This is a genomic window from Streptomyces lanatus (assembly GCF_014655715.1).
GTDB classification, from domain to species: domain Bacteria; phylum Actinomycetota; class Actinomycetes; order Streptomycetales; family Streptomycetaceae; genus Streptomyces; species Streptomyces lanatus.
Genome location: NZ_BNBM01000016.1, coordinates 19,950 through 37,509 on the forward strand (window position 1 = coordinate 19,950; position 17,560 = coordinate 37,509).

Here is a 17,560-nt window from a genome sequence, read left to right on the forward strand (position 1 = left end):
CGCCCGCAATGATGTGACGGACATCGCGCCCGATCCCCACGCTCGGCTTTACGACATCCGCAGTCCCCGGCGAGTTACGCCCCAGGTCTCCCGGCTGTCATGGACCGGCCCCTACGATCAGCCAGCATCGATGAGGAGAAGGCAGGAAGGGCGCTCATGGGAACCCAGGAGAACGGGCAGACGGCCGACACCGGACGGCGGATGCTTCTCGGCGCGGCCGTGCTCGGCGCGGGCGGCGCGGTCCTCGGCCTGTCGGGCTCGGCGAAGGCCGCGGAGGCCCGGCATGGAGGTGGCGGCATGAAGAACCTGCCCAAGCCGACGATCATCGGCCACCGCGGTGCCAGCGGCTACCGGCCCGAGCACACCCTCGGCTCCTACCAGCTGGCCCTCGACATGGGCGCCGACATCGTCGAGGCGGGCGACCTGGTGCCCACCAGGGACGGCCATCTTGTCTGCCGCCATGAGCCGGAGATCGGCGGCACGACCGATGTCGCGGACCACCCCGAGTTCGCCGACCGCAGGAAGACGAAGTCCCTCGACGGTGTCGCCACCACAGGCTGGTTCACCGAGGACTTCACGCTCGCCGAGCTGAAGACGCTGCGCGCGACCGAGCGCATCCCGGCCAACCGCCCGCACAACACCCTCTACAACGGCCGCTGGGAGATCCCCACCTTCGAGGAGGTCCTCAGGTGGCAGGACGAGCAGACCCGTAAGCGCGGCAAGCAGGTCTGGATCTACCCCGAGCTCAAGCACCCCACCTACTTCCGCAAGCAGGGCCTCGCCCTGGAGGAGCGGGTCGCCAAGGTGCTGCACAAGTACGGCCGGGACCGGCGGAACTCGCCCGTCATCATCCAGTCCTTCGAGCCGACCAGCATCCAGCGCCTGAACAAGCTGGTCGACAACCCGCTGGCGGTCCTGCTCTCCGGCCCGCCGACCAGCCGCCCCTGGGACTTCGTGGAGACGGGCGACCCGCGCACCGTCGCCGACCTGATCAAGCCGGCCGGCCTCAGGGAGATCGCCTCCTACGCCCAGGGCATCGGCCCCAGCCTGGACCTGATCATCCCGAAGGACGCGAACGGCAACCTCACCACGCCCACCACGCTGGTCGCCGACGCGCACAAGGTCGGCCTGGTCCTGCACCCCTGGACCATGCGCAACGAGAACCCCTTCCTGCCGGCGAACTTCCGCAAGGGCACCGACGCGGACGCCTACGGCGATGTCTTCGGCGCCTACAAGGTGTACTTCGCCACCGGCATCGACGGTGTCTTCACCGACAACCCGGACACCGGTGTCCTGGCCCGCGAGGACTTCGTCAACGGCTGAGCCCCACGCCCCGGTTGGGGTGACCGTCGGCCGCCCGGGCAACCTCCTGCCCGGGCGGCCGCGTCGTGCCGCATATGACGGACGACCTGGTTGCCGCCCTGCGTCCCCTGCTCATCGCCGAGGCCCACGCCGAGGCACCCGCCTGTGGAGCGGAGCCGGGCGACCTGGAGCAGGCGGTCTGGCTGCGCCTCCTCGAACGCCTCGACTCGGACGGCCCGCCCGCCGACCCCCCGGTCTGGCTGCGCAGGGCCGTGCGCTCCGAGGCCCGCCGAAGCCGCCGTACGTCCCGCTTCGAGCGGCCGTACGACAGCGAGCCGGCGGACGAGAACGCCGACGGCCCCGAGCATCTCGCCCTCGCCGCCGCCCGCCGCCGCGCCCTGCGTGACGCGGTGCGCCGCCTGCCGGGACGCTGCCCCCGCCTCATGGAGGCCCTGCTCGCTCCCGAGGACCTGACATACCGGGAAATCGCGGGGGAGTTGGGTATCTCACAGGGCAGTCTCGGCCCGGAACGTTCCAGATGCCTGGGATGTCTGCGCCGATTGCTCACACCGGAGGTTGCGGCCCGCAGTGCGCGGGGATAGGAGTGAGGAACGACAGGTGATCAGGTGAGCGGGAGGCGTGCGCACATGGGCATGAGCGTGACCATCTCGGCAGCGACCGAGCAGGACGCGGAGCAGATCTTCAGGCTTCAGTACCTGTGCTTCCAGAGCGAAGCGGCGCTGTACGGCAATTACCGCATCGACCCGCTGGTCCAAACCTTGGACTCGGTTCGCGCGGAGGTCGCCGCGGACTGTGTCTTCGTGGCCCGGCTGGGCGAGGAGGTGGTCGGCTCCGTCCGAGGCAGCGTCACCGACGACGGCTCGGCCGCCATCGGCAAGCTCTGCGTCCACCCGCGCCTCCAGGGCCACGGCATCGGAGCCCGCCTGCTGCGCGCCGCGGAAGCCGCCCTGACCGAGCAGCGTGGAGCCAAGAGGTTCCGCCTCGAAGCGGGCCACCGCAGCGAGGGCAACCTCCGCCTCTACCGCAAGGTCGGCTATGAGGCGGTGGGCACGTCCAAGGGTGCGGACGGCGTGCCGATGGTCGTCCTGGAGAAGATGGCCGGCGCCTTCGTAGCTACGGCTTGACGGTTCGCGCCCGGCGCAGCCAGTAGATGGCCGACAGCGGCAGCAGTACGGGGATGAACAGATATCCCATGCCGTAGTCGGACCACACCGTCGCGTCGGGGAAGGCCGAGGGGTCCACCAGGGTCCAGGTACCGACGATCAGTACGCCCGCGAGCTCGGCGGCGCAGCACACCAGCGCCGCCCTGCGGGCCGTCTCGCCGCCGCGTACCAAGGTGTAGGTGATGAAGCCGTACACCACACCCGCCACCGCCGACAGCGAATAGGCGAGCGGCGCCCGGTCGAACTCCGTCGCGATCTGGTACGCCGAGCGGGACACGGCCCCGACGACCATCACGCCGTACAGCCACACGAGCAGGATCCCGGGTCCGCTGATCAGCCGCGTCGGCTTGCCCTCGGTCACGGCCACCTCAGCCTCCCCAGATGTCATAGAGCCGTACTTCGAGGACGGCGAGCACCACACCGCCCGCGGCGACGGTCACCGAACCCCACTTGGAGCGTTCGGCCAGCGACATGAAGCCCGCGGCCGGAATGCACGCGAACGACCCCAGCAGATAGGCGACGAAGATCGTCGTGCCCTGCTCCGGCTTCTCGCCCCGCGCCAGTTGCACGACCCCGACCACCAGCTGCACCAGGGCCAGCACCGTCACCACGGCCATCCCGATGAAGTGCCAGTCCTTCGTCGGCTGGTCACGGTAGGCCGCCCAGCCGCACCACGCGGCGAGCAACAGCGCGGCGACCCCGGTCACCAGCGTCAGGGCATCAAACATGCGGCGAGCCTATTACGGCCCAAAAGACCTGATGCGGCCGCCCCCGGACGGCACCGTAGGGTCGGGGGCATGAAGATCCGTGCACAGGCCCTCCTTTTCGACAACGACGGCACCCTCGTCTCCTCCCTCGACTCCGTGGACCGCTGCTGGGCGCGGTGGGCCGAGGAGTACGGCATCACCGAGGAGTTCGGCAGGGTCGAGCTGCACGGACGTCCGGCCGTCGAGATAGTCGCCGACCTGCTGCCCGCCGACGTCGTGCCCGAGGCCCTCGCGCGCATCGAGGCGATGGAGGTCGAGGACGTGCCGAACGGGGGCGTGCACCTGCTGCCCGGCACCAAGGACTTCCTCGACTCGCTGCCCGCCGACCGCTGGGCCGTCGTCACCTCCGCCACCCGCCGTCTCGCCGAGGCCCGGCTGGACGCCGTCGGCATCCTCCCCAAGACGATGATCACCGCCGATGACATCACCCGCGGCAAGCCCGACCCCGAGCCCTACCTCCTCGCCGCCCGGGAACTGGGCGTCGACCCGGCCGACTGCGTCGTCTTCGAGGACGCCCCCGCCGGTCTCGCGTCCGGTCGCGCCGCCGGCATGACCACCGTGGCGTTGACCACAACCCACCAGGCCCACGAGGTCGACGCCGATCTCGTCGTGAAGGACTTGTCGGCCCTGTCCGCGCTGGTCAACGACGGGGCGGTGGAGATCTCCGTCCGCCGGTGACGACTGTCCACCGCTGTCCGCAATGCGGACAGCGGTTCTTGGTCAACGCAATACGTCTGATTTACTGATCGCATGACCACGACGAGCTGCCGCACCACTGCGACCGAGGCGACCATGACGCCCGGTGCTCGTTGTATGTGTCCCATGCGCCGAATGCGCGCCTTCTAGAGGGCCCCCGCACCACTCCTGAGCCTCGCGCCCCGAAGCGAGCCGCCGTGGCACGTCCGTACGCCTGATGCCGTACGAGACCGAGTTGCCCGCGCATGACTTCCCTCCCGTACCAGGGCACACCCACGCCCGCGTACTCGACAGTGACGGAATCCCAGTGATCACCACATCGGGCCTGACCAAGGTCTACCGCTCACGCGGCCGCGAGGTCATCGCCCTCGACGGCGTCGACCTGCACGTCCGCGAAGGCGAGGTGTACGGCGTCATCGGCCAGTCCGGCGCCGGCAAGTCCTCGCTCATCCGCTGCGTCAACCTGCTGGAGCGCCCCACCGCCGGCACGGTCACCGTCGCCGGACAGGACCTCACCGCCCTCGCCGGGCGCGGTCCCCGGGCCGGCAAGGAGCTGCGGCAGGCGCGCAGCCGTATCGGCATGGTCTTCCAGCACTTCAACCTGCTGTCCTCCCGGACCGTCCAGGACAACGTCGAGCTGCCGCTGGAGATCCTCGGCAAGTCCGGCCAGGAGCGCTCCCGCAAGGCGCTCGAACTGCTCGACCTCGTCGGCCTCGCCGACAAGGCCAAGGCGTACCCCGCCCAGCTCTCCGGCGGCCAGAAGCAGCGCGTCGGCATCGCCCGCGCCCTCGCCGGCGACCCCAAGGTGCTGCTCTCCGACGAGGCCACCAGCGCCCTCGACCCGGAGACCACGCGCTCCATCCTCCAGCTGCTGCGCGACCTGAACCGGCAGTTGGGCCTGACCGTCCTGCTCATCACCCACGAGATGGACGTCGTGAAGTCGATCTGCGACTCGGCCGCGCTCATGGAGAACGGCCGCATCGTCGAGTCCGGCACGGTCAGCGAGCTGCTCGCGACCCCCGGCTCCGAACTGGCCTCCGCGCTCTTCCCGGTGAGCGGCGAGACCTCCGCCGACGACCGCACCGTCGTCGACGTCACCTTCCACGGCGAGGCCGCCACCCAGCCGGTCATCTCCCAGCTCTCGCGCACCTACAACATCGACATCTCGATCCTCGGCGCCGCCATCGACACCGTCGGCGGCCTTCAGGTCGGCCGGATGCGCATCGAACTGCCCGGCCGCTACGAGGACAACGTCGTGCCGATCGGCTTCCTGCGCGAACAGGGCCTCCAGATCGACGTACTGGGCCAGGAGCCCGTTCTGCTCAAGGAAGGTGCCCAGCTGTGACCTGGTCCGAAATGCAGCCCCTGCTGGAGCAGGCGTGTTGGGACACCCTCTACATGGTCGGCTGGTCCACCCTCATCGCCGTCGTCGGCGGCCTGCCGCTCGGCATCCTGCTCGTCCTCACCGACCGGGGCGGGCTGCTCCAGAACGTGCTGGCCAACAAGGTCATCGGGCAGATCGTGAACGTCGCCCGGTCGATGCCGTTCATCATCCTGATGGTCGCGCTGATGAGCTTCACCCGCTGGGTCACCGGGACGACCATCGGCCGCGAGGCCGCCATCGTGCCGCTCGCCATCGGCGCCATCCCGTTCTTCGCGCGCCTGGTCGAGACGGCTGTCCGCGAAGTGGACGGCGGGCTCGTTGAGGCCGTGCAGTCGATGGGCGGCAATACCTGGACCGTCGTGCGCAAGGTCCTCGTACCGGAGTCCCTGCCGTCCGTCATCGCCAGCACCACGACGACGATCGTCGCCCTCATCGGCTACTCCGCAATGGCGGGCACGGTCGGCGCGGGCGGCCTCGGTGACATCGCCATCCGCTATGGCTTCCAGCGCTTCGAGACCGAGCTGATGTGGATCACCGTCGCGATCCTCGCCGTCGTCATCTCCCTCATCCAGTCCGCCGGCGACTACGCGGCCCGCTCCCTGCACCGCCGCGGCGGCCAGTCGGGCCCCGCGCCGAAACTGCGGCTGCTGAAGGCCTCCACGGCGACCAGCAAGACCGTCTGAGCACCCCCAGATCTCCCCGTAACACCACCACGGGGTCGCACCACCCATCAGGAAAGGCACTTTTCGTGCGTAACACCGCCAAGATCACCACTGCCGTCCTCGCCGCCGGAGCCCTCACCCTCGGGCTCTCCGCCTGCGGCTCGGACAAGGACTCCGGCTCCGACGCGAGCGCCCCGCTGAAGGTCGCCGCCACGCCCACCCCGCAGGGCGAGATCCTCACCTACATCAAGGACAACCTCGCGAAGAAGGCCGGCCTCGAACTCGAGGTCAAGGAGTTCACCGACTACGTGACGCCCAACACGGCCGTCCAGCAGGGTGAGGTCGACGCCAACTACTTCCAGCACCAGCCGTACCTGGACGACTTCAACAAGAAGAACGGCACCGACATCGTCGCCGTGCCGAACGCCACGGTGCACCTGGAGCCGCTCGGCGTGTACTCCCAGGGCGTCAAGAAGCTGACGGACCTGAAGAAGGGCGCCACCGTCGCCCTGCCGAACGACACCACCAACGAGGCCCGCGCGCTGAAGCTGCTCGAAGCCAACGGTGTGATCGAGCTCAAGGCGGGCGTCGGCTACGAGGCGACCCCGAAGGACATCGCCTCCAACCCGAAGGACCTCAACTTCAAGGAGCTGGAGGCGGCCCAGCTGCCGCGATCCCTCGGCGACGTCGACGCCGCCGTCATCAACGGCAACTACGCGCTGGAGGCCGACCTCAGCCCGGCCAAGGACGCCCTGGTCGCCGAGTCGCCCAAGGACAACCCGTACGGCAACTTCCTCGCCGTGAAGAAGGGCAACGAGGACGACCCGCGCGTCGAGAAGCTTGCCAAGCTGCTGACCTCGCCCGAGGTGAAGAAGTTCATCGTGGACAAGTACGACGGGGCCGTCGTCGCCGCTTTCTGACGTATACGGCGTATCGCCACGCACGGGGTCCACACCTTCACCCGGTGTGGACCCCGTGGTGCAGTTCAGTGCTTTCATGCTGCATGCTGGGCAGTTCAGCAGGCCCTGACGGATTTTCAAAGGTTACGGAGCGGCGCATGACTAGCACCTTCCCCAACATCTCCATCAGCACGGAGCGGTTGGTGCTGCGTCCCTTCGAGGACCTGGACATCGAGGCCTTCGCGGAGATGATGAACGACGAACTCGTCACCGCCTGGACCACCGTGCCGCAGCCCTACACCGAGGCCCACGCCCGCGACTGGATCACCCGGCTCGCGCCCGCCGAACGCACCGAGGGCCGCGGCATCGTCTTCGCCGTCGACGAGTTCCTCACCCAGCGCCTCGTCGGCATCGTGCACCTGCAGAACACCAACTGGCAGGTCCGCTCCAGCGAGATCTCCTACGTCGTCGCCCCCTGGGCCCGCGGCGAGGGGTACGCCTCCGAGGCGGCCCTGGCCACCGCGACGTGGCTGTTCCACGACCAGAAGTTCGAACGGCTGGAACTGCGCACCGCCGCCGACAACACCGCCTCCCAGCAGGTGGCGCAGAAGATCGGCTGTGTCAGCGAGGGCGTGCTCAGAGGCGCCTGCATAGCCCGGACCCGGACCGACAGCGGCGAGTGGACCGACGTCCGCACCGACCTCATCGTCTGGAGCCTGCTGCCCGAGGACCTGGAGGGCGTCGGCGACCAGTCGGCCGACGGTTTCACCTCGTTCGGCGACTGGAACTGACACCGGGTACCCTCACGGAGCCCGCCTCACGGACAGCCCACGCAAGCGACCTGCACAACCCGGGAGACTGACGACGATGGCCGACCGCGTCACGGTGATCGGCTGGGACGGCTCGCCGCTGACCGCCGCGGCACGCTCCGCTCTCGGTGCCGCCACGCTCGTGGCCGGCGCCGCCCACCACCTGTCGCTGGCCGAGGTGCCGCCCACCGCCGAGCGCATCCGCCTGGGCAGCGTCGCCCTCGCCGCCCGCCGCATCGCCGGCCATCGCGGTACGGCGGTCGTGCTGGCCGACGGCGACCCCGGTTTCTTCGGCGTCGTACGCACCCTGCGCGCACCCGACTTCGGCCTGGAGGTCGAGGTCGTCCCCGCCGTCTCCTCGGTCGCCGCCGCCTTCGCCCGCGCCGGCATGCCCTGGGACGACGCACAGGTGGTCGTCGCCCACCGCCGCACCCTGCGACGCGCGGTGAACGTGTGCCGCGCCCACACCAAGGTCGCCGTCCTCACCTCGCCAGGAGCAGGACCCGCGGAACTCGGCCTGCTGATGGAGGGCGTCCACCGCACCTTCGTCATCTGCGAAGAACTGGGCACGGAGCGGGAACAGGTCACGATCCTCACCTCCGACAAGGCCGCCGACCACAGCTGGCGCGACCCGAACGTCGTCATCGTCATCGGCGGCCCGGCCGGCGCCACGGAGTCCGGGGGCTGGCTCGCCGGCCGCGACCCCAGTGCCGGCCCGCGCGGCTGGACGCTGCCCGCCGAGGCCTACGGCGGCCTCATGGGCGAGAGCGAACTGGAACCCCTGCGCGCCGCCCAACTCGCCCGGCTCGGCCCGCGCGTCGGCGACCTCGTCTGGGACATCGGCTGCGCCAGCGGAGCCTTCGCCACCGAGGCCGCCCGGGCCGGCGCCGCCGTCATCGCCGTCGACCGCGACCCACAGGCCTGCGCCCGCACCGAGGCCAACGCACGCGCCTTCGGCATCCAGCTCCAGATCGTCCACGGAGCCGCCCCGCACATCCTGGAGAACCTCCCCGAACCGGACGTCGTCCGCGTCGGCGGCGGGGGAGCGGCCGTCGTCTCCGCCGTCGCCGACCGCCGCCCGCAGCGCATCGTCACCCACGCCGCGACCCGCGACGCCGCCGAACTCATCGGCCGCGACCTCACCTCGCACGGATACGACGTCGAATGCGCCCTCCTTCAGTCCGTCGAACTCGACACGCGCGCCTGGACGGAGCGCGAGCGGAGCGTCGCGTTCCTGCTCAGCGCGGTACTGCCCGATCGCACGGCGTGACCGTCGACCCGTCCCGGTGATCCGCTTGTCGTACCGCTCGCGGTAGGCTGGCCGACTGTTGTACCGCACTCGGTCACCCGGCTTTTCGTCGGTCAATGTCCGGAAAAACACGTCCTGTTTGGGGTGCGTGTGGTACGGCGAAACCGGAGGACGCGCAACGTGGCGCAGTCCACAGCGGCCTGTCGCGGATCAAGCTGTCGCGACGGACGAATGGCCACGACAATGCCACTCAGTGGCTTTGTCGCCTTTTTGGGGCGGGTCGTTCGTGCCGCTGGGCAGGCACGCTCGTTCTTCACTGCGGGGGCGGTCGGTGCGCCGCTCCCGGTGAGCTGGTCGTATAAGCACTAACCGATGGGCGAGGGGTACGCATGACCGACACCGGCCAGGTCCCGGGCGAGGGACTGCCGGAGAGCGCAGGCACGGCGGAGCAGCCGGGCGTCCCCGCGGCGCACGGTGCATACCCCTACCTCTCCGAGACCACTGCCGAGGACGAAGACCTGCTGATGCCCGGCACCCAGGGTGCCTGGGGCAACGAGGTCGCCCCGCCCATGCCGGAGCCGGTCGTCGAGACCGTGCACGAGCCGGGCCCGCACGAGATCTCCGGCCGCGACAGCGGCTCGGTCGACCTCAACGGCGTCCGCCTCCCCGGCCCCTCGGTGCCCACGGCTCCAACGACGCCGATCCCGCCGATCACCCCCCGGCGCCCCCTGCACCTCGGGCCGCCGATCCCGGACGCCTCCGCCAGCCCGGTGCGCTCCCTCGCCGACCGCGGCGCCGTGGGCACACCGGCCCGCCAGCCCGGCCCCGAGTACCTCGACGCGACGGCCCCTCAGCCGACGACGCCTTGGCCCGCCGCCGCTACCGCTACCGCTGCCCAGCCCGCCGTCCAGACCCAGGTCCCGGCCCCCGTGCCGGTCGGCTCCGAGGCGACGGCCGGCGAAACGGTTGGCCCGCAGGAGCAGTCTGCGGTCGGCGTGGTGGCGGAGGTCCCGGTAGGGGTTGAGGCCGGTGCGCTGTCCGCTCCGCAGGAGCAGGAGGTCGGCGTGTACGGCGGGCCGGAGCTGTCGGGTGCCGGTGGGATGGTGCCTGGTCAGGGTGGAGTTCCTGGTTCTGACGGGAGTGAGGCCGCGGTCGGTGACGGTGCGGCTGCCGGGCCCGCCGTGGTTGCCGGCGGGACTCCGGAGGCCGACCTGGGCGCTCAGGACGCCGAGGCCGGACAGGCTGTGGTGCGTGAAGTGACGCCCGCCGTCGAGGTCCCGGTGGCGGAGAGCGGCGTTGAGGGCGGTGCTCCTGTCGAGGTGCCTGGGGTGGAGGGTGACCCCGCTCCGCAGACGCCCGATGTCGAGAGCGCCCCGATGCCTGAGGCCGCCGTCTCCGAGGCCGCGCAGGCTGTCGACGGCGGCCCCGCGCCTGAGGGCGAGCCGCTTCCCGAGGCTCCTGCATCCGAGGCCGCGCCGCTTCCCGAGGCCCCTGTTTCCGATGTTTCCGAGGCCGCGCAGGTCGTGGGCGTCCCGGCTGATGAGAGCGCCGAGGTTCTCGAAGCCACCGCGCCCGAGGCCGTCGCGCAGGCCCCCGAGCCCCTCGCCCCGCAGGCGATCCCGGCTCCCGAGGTTCCCCAGGCCCCCGAGGCCGTCGCCCAGCCCCTCCCGGAAGCCGCCCCGTTGACGGCCCCGGAGACCACACCCATCCCGCCCGCACCCGACGCCGTCCAGCCCCCGGAGCCGACCGCCGCCGAGCCCGACGCCCCGCAGCCCGCCGACGGCACCCCCATGGCCGTAGCCGCCGAAGAGCCCGCGCAGCCCACGGACGCCGATCCGGTCGCCCAGCAGCAGAGCGAGCCCGCTGCCCCGGTCGAGCAGCCCGCTCAGGACGGCGCCCCGGCGGATCCCGACCTCGCAGCACAGGCCGTGCTCGCAAGCGTGCCCGCCGCCGAAGCGGAATCCACCGCGGCGATCCCCGAGGCCCAGACCCCGGACCCCGCGCCCGAACCGATCGTCGCGCCGCAGCCGCAGCCGCAGCCGCAGCCGCAGCCGCAGCCGCAGCCGCAGCCGGAGCCGCTCGCCGAAGTCCCCGCCCCCGCTCCCGCGCCCGAGCCGACCCCGGCCCCCGAGCCCGCCATTCAGCACCCGGCTCCCGAGACGGCCCCACCGGCAGACGCCCCCGAGCCGCAACCGGTCCTCGCCGACGCCCCCGAGCCGCACCCGGCCCCCGCCGACACCCCCGAACCCTTCGTCGCCGAGCCCGCCGGCCCCCAGCTCCGCTCCCCGGCACAGCCCGCGCCGGTCGCCGAGAACCCGGCCCCGGCTGCCGCCGAGCCCGCCCCCGAGCCCGCGGTCGTCCTGCAGACCGGCATCACCGAGGAGGCGACGCCCGAGCCGCCGCCCATGGGCCAGTTCGTACAGGTAGAGGGCTCGGTGCCCACCACTCCGCACCTCGCCCCCACCCCGCCGCAGCCGCTCGTGCTGCCCGCGGAGGAAGGACCGGGCGAAGGACCGGGGCCCATCGCCACGGTCCCCGCCCCGCGCGAGGGCGAGCCCGAACTCGTCCAGCACGCGGACGACCTGGACACCCGGGCCGCCGATCAGGAAGACCAAGAAGACCCGGCAGACCAGGTGGCAGAAGGGAGCGCGGCCGTGGTCGAGGAGACGCGACAGCCCACCGGCCCGGCGGCACCCGCCTACGACGACGCCGAGCGCGAGGCCGTCCTCAAGGTCATGCGTGAGCGCCGCGACATCCGCAACGGCTTCCGCAGCGACCCCATCCCGCACGAAGTCCTGCTCCGTGTCCTGGAGGCCGCCCACACCGCGCCGTCCGTCGGCCACTCCCAGCCCTGGGACTTCGTCGTCATCCGCTCGGCCGACACCCGCCGCACGATGCACGAACTGGCCATGCGCCAGCGCGACGCCTACGCCAAGTCCCTCCCCAAGGGCCGGGCGAAGCAGTTCAAGGAACTGAAGATCGAGGCCATCCTCGACACCCCGGTGAACATCGTCGTCACCGCCGACCCGACCCGCGGCGGCCGCCACACCCTCGGCCGGCACACCCAGCCGCAGATGGCGCCCTACTCCGCCGCGCTCGCCGTCGAGAACCTCTGGCTCGCCGCCCGCGCCGAGGGCCTCGGCGTCGGCTGGGTCAGCTTCTTCGACGAGCGCGAGATGGTCCGGGCCCTCGGCCTGCCCGAGCACCTGGAGGTCATCGCCTACCTGTGCGTCGGGTACGTCGACGAGTTCCCGGACGAGCCCGAGCTGATGCAGGCGGGCTGGTCCAAGCGCCGCCCGCTGTCGTGGGTCGTCCACGAGGAGACGTACGGCCGCCGTGCCCTGCCCGGCGAGGAGCCGCACGACCTGCTCGCCGAGACCGTCGCTCAGATCCGCCCGCTGGACGCCAAGGCGCTCGGCGAGGCGTGGGAGCGGCAGAAGCGGATGACGAAGCCGGCCGGTGCGCTCGGCATGCTGGAGATCATCTCCGCGCAGCTCAGCGGCCTGTCCCGGCAGTGCCCGCCGCCCATCCCGGAGCCCGCGGCGGTCGCGATCTTCGCCGGTGACCACGGCGTACACGCCCAAGGCGTGACCCCTTGGCCCCAGGAGGTGACGGCCCAGATGGTCGCCAACTTCCTCGGCGGCGGCGCGGTCTGCAACGCCTTCGCCGGCCAGGTCGGCGCGGAGGTGTGCGTCGTGGACGTCGGCGTGGCCGCCGACCTGCCCGCCACCCCCGGCCTCCTGCCCCGCAAGGTCCGCGCGGGCACCTCCGACATGACGACCGGCCCCGCGATGACCCGCGAGGAGGCCAAGCAGGCCATCGAGGTCGGCATCGAGACCGCCCGCGACCTGGTGGCGGCCGGCAACAAGGCGCTGCTGACGGGCGAGATGGGCATCGCCAACACGACCGCCTCGGCCGCCCTGATCTCGGTGTTCACCGGCACGGACCCGGCGGACGTCACCGGCCGCGGCACCGGCATCAACGACGAGACCCTGGCCCGTAAGACCGAGGTGGTGCGCCGCGCGATCGAGGTCCACCAGCCGGACCCCGCCGACCCCATCGGCGTACTCGCCGCGATCGGCGGCTTCGAACACGCCGCGCTGGTCGGTCTCCTGCTGGGTGGCGCGTCCCTGCGCACGCCGGTGATCCTGGACGGCGTCAGCGCCGGGGCAGCGGCCCTGGTCGCCCGCGCCATCGCCCCCGAGGTCCTCGCGGCCTGCATCGCGGGCCACCGCAGCGCCGAGCCCGGCCACGTGGCCGCCCTCAACAAACTGGGCCTGCGCCCCCTGGTCGACCTCGACCTCCGCCTCGGCGAGGGCACGGGCGCGCTCCTGGCCCTGCCGCTGGTGCAGAGCACGGCGAGGGCGATGCACGAGGTGGCGACGTTCGATTCGGCGGGCGTGACTGAGAAGTAGGTGGACGGTGGAGGGAACCCGCGGGTCCGGAACCCCGGGTTCCCCTCATCGCGCCGCGCGATTGTGGGCAGGCGTTCCGCACGGCGGAACGGGTGGGCACAACCGCCCACAGCCATGCACCCGGCAACGAAGCCCAGCCACCGGACACCCGAGCCGCCAGCCCCACCCGCCACGTAAAATCCGCACGTCAGGGCATCGCACCGCCGCCGAAACAGGAGCCGCCCCCTCATGGCCGAAAACCCCGCCTACCCCGTAGGCCTCCGCCTCACCGGCCGCCGGGTCGTCGTCCTCGGCGGCGGCCAGGTCGCCCAGCGTCGCCTCCCCGCCCTCATCGCAGCGGGCGCCGACATCGTCCTCGTGTCCCCCGACGCGACCCCGTCCGTCGAGGCGATGGCGGACGCCGGCGAGATCACCTGGCAGCAGCGGACGTACGAGGACGGCGACCTCGCGGACGCCTGGTACGCCCTGATCGCCACCGGCGACAAGGAAGCCAACACCCGAGCCTCGGCCGAAGCGGAGCGCCACCGCGTCTGGTGCGTCCGCTCCGACGACGCCGACCGGGCAACCGCCTGGACCCCCGCCACCGGCCACAGCGAGGGCGTCACCATCGCCGTCCTCACCACCGAGGCCCGTGGCCGCGACCCCCGCCACACCGCCGCCATCCGCGACGCGGTCGTCGAGGGCCTGCGCGACGGCACCCTCGTCGCCCCGCACCACCGCACCCGCACCCCCGGGGTCGCCCTGGTCGGCGGCGGCCCCGGCGACCCGGACCTGATCACGGTCCGAGGCCGCCGCCTGCTCGCCGAGGCCGACGTCGTCATCACCGACCACCTCGGCCCCCGCGACCTCCTCGCCGAACTCCCCGCGAGCGTCGAGGTGATCGACGCGGCGAAGCTGCCGTACGGCAGGTTCATGGCCCAGGAGGCCATCAACAACGCGCTGATCGAGCACGCCAAGCAGGGCAAGTCCGTCGTACGTCTCAAGGGCGGCGACCCCTTCGTCTACGGCCGTGGCATGGAGGAGGTCCAGGCGCTGGCCGAGGCGGGCGTCCCGTGCACGGTGGTGCCCGGCATCTCCAGCTCGATCTCGGTCCCGGGCGCGGCCGGCATCCCGGTCACCCACCGGGGCGTCGCCCATGAGTTCACCGTGGTCAGCGGGCATATCGCCCCCGGCGAAGAGCGCTCCCTGGTCGACTGGCCGTCCCTCGCCAAGCTGACCGGCACGCTGGTGATCCTCATGGGCGTCGGCACGATCGGGAAGGTAGCCGAGACTCTCGTCGCGCACGGCAAGTCCCCGGACACGCCCGTCGCCCTGGTCCAGGAGGGCACCACGGCCGCCCAGCGCCGGGTCGACGCGACCCTCGCCACGGCGAGTCAGGCCGTACTCGACCACGATGTGAAGCCGCCGGCGGTCATCGTCATCGGCGAGGTCGTGAACGTAGGACCGAGCCCTTCCGAGTAACCGCGGGTAACCCAACCCGTCCCGAACCGTTGGCACCACACCCAGGACAAGGCAGTATCACCCTGTGGCCGATCTCATCACCGTCGATGACCCCACCGATCCCCGCCTGCGCGACTACACGGGCCTGACCGACGTCGAACTGCGCCGCAAGCGCGAACCGGCCGAAGGTCTGTTCATCGCCGAGGGCGAGAAGGTGATCAGACGGGCGAAGGAAGCCGGCTACGAGATGCGGTCGATGCTGCTCTCCGCCAAGTGGGTCGACGTCATGCGCGACGTCATCGACGAGCTCCCCGCCCCGGTGTACGCGGTCAGCCCGGACCTCGCCGAGCAGGTCACCGGCTATCACGTGCACCGCGGCGCGCTCGCGTCGATGCAGCGCAAGCCGCTGCCGACGGCTACCGAACTGCTCCAGACCGCCCGCCGCGTGGTGGTCATGGAGTCGGTCAACGACCACACCAACATCGGCGCCATCTTCCGTTCCGCCGCCGCCCTAGGCATGGACGCGGTCCTGCTCTCCCCGGACTGCGCCGACCCGCTGTACCGCAGGAGCGTCAAGGTCTCCATGGGCGCGGTCTTCTCGGTGCCGTACGCCCGCCTCGACACCTGGCCCAAGGGTCTCGAATCGGTCCGCGAGGCCGGCTTCACCCTCCTCGCCCTCACCCCCGACGAGAAGGCGAAGACCCTCGACGAGGCCGCCCCGCACCGCATGGACCGGGTCGCGCTGATGCTCGGCGCCGAGGGCGACGGCCTCTCCACCCAGGCGCTGGTGGCCGCCGACGAATGGGTCCGCATCCCGATGGCACACGGAGTCGACTCCCTCAACGTCGGCGCGGCGGCCGCGGTCGCCTTCTACGCCGTGGCCACCGGCCGCCCCCTCGGTACATGAACCGGGGCGAGGCGATCGTCGCGGTCCTGCTCCGCGCCGACCGCCTCCTCGCCATCCGCCGCGGCCCCGCCGTCGCACGCCCCGGCTACTGGCAACCCGTCAGCGGCAAGATCGAGCCCGGGGAGACCCAGCGGGACGCCGTGGTCCGGGAGGTCCACGAAGAGGTCGGCCTGACCGCCGTACCCCTGGCCAAGGTCTGGGAGTCGGAGACGGACGACGGCCGCTTCCGCCTCCACTGGTGGACGGCGACCGCCGACACCGGCGACGTGGTCCCCGACCCGGACGAGGTCGGCGAGGTCCGCTGGGTCACACCGGAGGAGTTCCTGACCCTGGACCCGCTGTTCGACGGCGACCGGGAGTTCTTCGAGCGGATCCTGCCCGCCCTGTGAGCCCCTCCCGCCCGGGAGCCGGACGGGCCTAGTCGCGCATCTCGAACGTCGTCTCGTACCGCTCGGACATCATCTCGTCCTCGTCGAGCGGCGTGTACCCCGGTTCCACCTGCTCCTGGCTCGGACGTACGCCGTCGCCGCCGAGCCCACGGTCCGGGCCCTGGCAGCCCTGGGCCGCCGCGATGCCGAGCGCCACCAGCAGGGTGACCACGACGAACACGAACAGCCGTTGCCGGAGCAGCCGGGGATTGGCGGGCCGCAGTCCCGTCCCCGTGTTCCGGGGCGCCGGGCGTCGATTGCCGTTGCGCGGAGCGGGCCGGCCGCCGTTGCCCGAGCGCTGGGTGCCGCGGGCGCCGGGGATCTGCCGGGCCCCGGGCCGGGGCTGCGCCGTACCGCTGTGCGGGGCGCCGCCGCCCCTCGACGGGGCCGCGTCACGGGCCGGACCGGGCACGCGCGGCGAGCCGTTGCCCCGGGGCACTCCGGTGCCGCGCGGCGGGGGAGCGCCCTGGGCGCGCCGCTGGGCACGCTGCTGATCGGCGTAGGTGTCGGCGAGCCGCCCGGTGGGCCGGTCCGCCTCCCCGGAACGCGGCGCCGGCGGGCGTACGTCCGCGAAACCCTGCGCCTCCCGGGCCGCGATCTCCTTCAGGCGCAGCGACAGCTGGAGGGTGCTGGGCCGGTCCTCCGGGTCCTTCGCCAGACACGCCCGGACGAGCGGCGCGAGGGCGTCCGGGACGCCCTGCAGCTGGGGCTCCTCATGCACGACGCGGTACAGCATCACCTCTGAACTGCCGTGCCCGAAGGGCGAGTCGCCCATCGACGCGTACGCCAGTGTGGCGCCGAGGGAGAAGACGTCCGTGGCCGGGGTGACGGCGGCGCCGCGCACCTGCTCCGGGGCGAGGAAGCCGGGCGAGCCGACCGCCGTGCCCACATGCGTCAGGGTCGAGGCCCCCGTGGCCCAGGCGATGCCGAAGTCGATGATCCTCGGCCCCTTGGGGGACAGCAGGATGTTGGAAGGCTTCAGATCCCGGTGCACGACACCGGCCTCGTGGACCGCGACCAGCCCTTCGCTCAGGGCGGCCCCCACGGCGGCGACCTCCGCGGCACCGAGCGCGCCCTCGTCGGCGACCCGATCGTGCAGGGACGGTCCTGGCACATACTGCGTGGCGAACCAGGGGCGCTCCGCCTCCAGGTCGGCGGCCACGAGCCGGGCCGTACAGCCACCGCGGATGCGGCGCGCCGCCGAGACCTCACGCGCGAACCGCGACCGGAACTCCTGATCCTCCGCCAGATCGGGCCGGATCACCTTGAGCGCGACCCGCTGCCCCTTCTTGTCGGAGCCCAGGTAGACGACGCCCATCCCGCCCGCGCCGAGCCGTCTGTGAAGCCTGAACGAGCCGACGACGCGCGGGTCCTCGCGCCTCAGGCGCATCATCGCCATGTTCATCCCCGCTGCCCGG

General features: G+C 71.9%; 16 protein-coding genes. 13 read left to right on the forward strand and 3 right to left on the reverse strand.

Annotation, left to right across the window (positions count from 1 at the left end):
• Positions 1-156 precede the first annotated feature (156 nt).
• From IE325_RS33370 to IE325_RS33380, 3 genes are all read left to right on the forward strand, one after another.
• Positions 157-1,323, forward strand: a complete 1,167-nt coding sequence (locus IE325_RS33370) for a glycerophosphodiester phosphodiesterase (protein WP_190073859.1) — start codon at positions 157-159, stop codon at positions 1,321-1,323.
• Between the two features lie 74 nt (positions 1,324-1,397).
• Positions 1,398-1,904, forward strand: a complete 507-nt coding sequence (locus IE325_RS33375; protein WP_190073860.1) for a sigma-70 family RNA polymerase sigma factor — start codon at positions 1,398-1,400, stop codon at positions 1,902-1,904.
• Between the two features lie 45 nt (positions 1,905-1,949).
• Positions 1,950-2,447 carry a GNAT family N-acetyltransferase gene (locus IE325_RS33380; protein ID WP_190074032.1) on the forward strand — a complete coding sequence of 166 codons (498 nt, stop codon included), beginning with the start codon at positions 1,950-1,952 and terminating at the stop codon, positions 2,445-2,447.
• Here the strand turns inward: IE325_RS33380 and IE325_RS33385 are convergent.
• Both IE325_RS33385 and IE325_RS33390 read right to left on the reverse strand, forming a co-directional pair.
• Entirely contained in the window at positions 2,437-2,874 is a 438-nt protein-coding gene (locus IE325_RS33385) for a hypothetical protein (RefSeq protein WP_190073861.1), read from the reverse strand. The genes IE325_RS33380 and IE325_RS33385 overlap by 11 nt on opposite strands.
• Positions 2,855-3,214 carry a hypothetical protein gene (locus IE325_RS33390; protein WP_190073862.1) on the reverse strand — a complete coding sequence of 120 codons (360 nt, stop codon included), beginning with the start codon at positions 3,212-3,214 and terminating at the stop codon, positions 2,855-2,857. The genes IE325_RS33385 and IE325_RS33390 overlap by 20 nt, the downstream gene beginning before the upstream one ends.
• A 69-nt stretch (positions 3,215-3,283) precedes the next feature.
• On the opposite strand from IE325_RS33390, the gene IE325_RS33395 reads away from it, so the two are divergent.
• The 10 genes from IE325_RS33395 (at position 3,284) to IE325_RS33440 (ending at position 16,103) form a co-directional block, all read left to right on the forward strand.
• Positions 3,284-3,931, forward strand: a complete 648-nt coding sequence (locus tag IE325_RS33395; RefSeq protein ID WP_190073863.1) for an HAD family hydrolase — start codon at positions 3,284-3,286, stop codon at positions 3,929-3,931.
• A 325-nt stretch (positions 3,932-4,256) separates the two neighbouring features.
• Entirely contained in the window at positions 4,257-5,294 is a 1,038-nt protein-coding gene (locus tag IE325_RS33400; RefSeq protein WP_190073864.1) for a methionine ABC transporter ATP-binding protein, read from the forward strand.
• On the forward strand, positions 5,291-6,016 hold the full coding sequence (locus IE325_RS33405; RefSeq protein WP_107909323.1) for a methionine ABC transporter permease: 726 nt from the start codon (positions 5,291-5,293) through the stop codon (positions 6,014-6,016). The genes IE325_RS33400 and IE325_RS33405 overlap by 4 nt, the downstream gene beginning before the upstream one ends.
• 65 nt (positions 6,017-6,081) lie before the next feature.
• On the forward strand, positions 6,082-6,915 hold the full coding sequence (locus IE325_RS33410) for a MetQ/NlpA family ABC transporter substrate-binding protein (protein ID WP_190073865.1): 834 nt from the start codon (positions 6,082-6,084) through the stop codon (positions 6,913-6,915).
• 137 nt (positions 6,916-7,052) lie between these two features.
• Complete coding sequence (locus IE325_RS33415) at positions 7,053-7,685, forward strand: GNAT family N-acetyltransferase (RefSeq protein WP_190073866.1); 633 nt, start codon at positions 7,053-7,055, stop codon at positions 7,683-7,685.
• 76 nt (positions 7,686-7,761) lie between these two features.
• Positions 7,762-8,973, forward strand: a complete 1,212-nt coding sequence (gene cbiE / locus IE325_RS33420) for a precorrin-6y C5,15-methyltransferase (decarboxylating) subunit CbiE (protein WP_190073867.1) — start codon at positions 7,762-7,764, stop codon at positions 8,971-8,973.
• Between the two features lie 368 nt (positions 8,974-9,341).
• The gene (gene cobT / locus IE325_RS33425) at positions 9,342-13,367 is read left to right on the forward strand and encodes a nicotinate-nucleotide--dimethylbenzimidazole phosphoribosyltransferase (protein WP_190073868.1); all 4,026 of its coding nucleotides are present in this window, start codon (positions 9,342-9,344) and stop codon (positions 13,365-13,367) included.
• A 228-nt stretch (positions 13,368-13,595) separates the two neighbouring features.
• Positions 13,596-14,828 (forward strand): uroporphyrinogen-III C-methyltransferase, encoded by a 1,233-nt coding sequence (gene cobA, locus IE325_RS33430; RefSeq protein ID WP_190073869.1) that lies wholly within the window; start codon positions 13,596-13,598, stop codon positions 14,826-14,828.
• 64 nt (positions 14,829-14,892) lie between these two features.
• Positions 14,893-15,714 carry a TrmH family RNA methyltransferase gene (locus tag IE325_RS33435; protein WP_190073870.1) on the forward strand — a complete coding sequence of 274 codons (822 nt, stop codon included), beginning with the start codon at positions 14,893-14,895 and terminating at the stop codon, positions 15,712-15,714.
• Complete coding sequence (locus tag IE325_RS33440) at positions 15,711-16,103, forward strand: NUDIX domain-containing protein (protein ID WP_190073871.1); 393 nt, start codon at positions 15,711-15,713, stop codon at positions 16,101-16,103. Before IE325_RS33435 ends, IE325_RS33440 begins: the two co-directional genes overlap by 4 nt.
• Before the next feature lie 28 nt (positions 16,104-16,131).
• Here IE325_RS33440 and IE325_RS33445 read toward each other — a convergent pair whose 3' ends face one another.
• Positions 16,132-17,547, reverse strand: coding sequence for a serine/threonine-protein kinase (locus IE325_RS33445; RefSeq protein ID WP_190074033.1), 1,416 nt, complete (start codon positions 17,545-17,547; stop codon positions 16,132-16,134).
• Positions 17,548-17,560 lie beyond the last annotated feature (13 nt).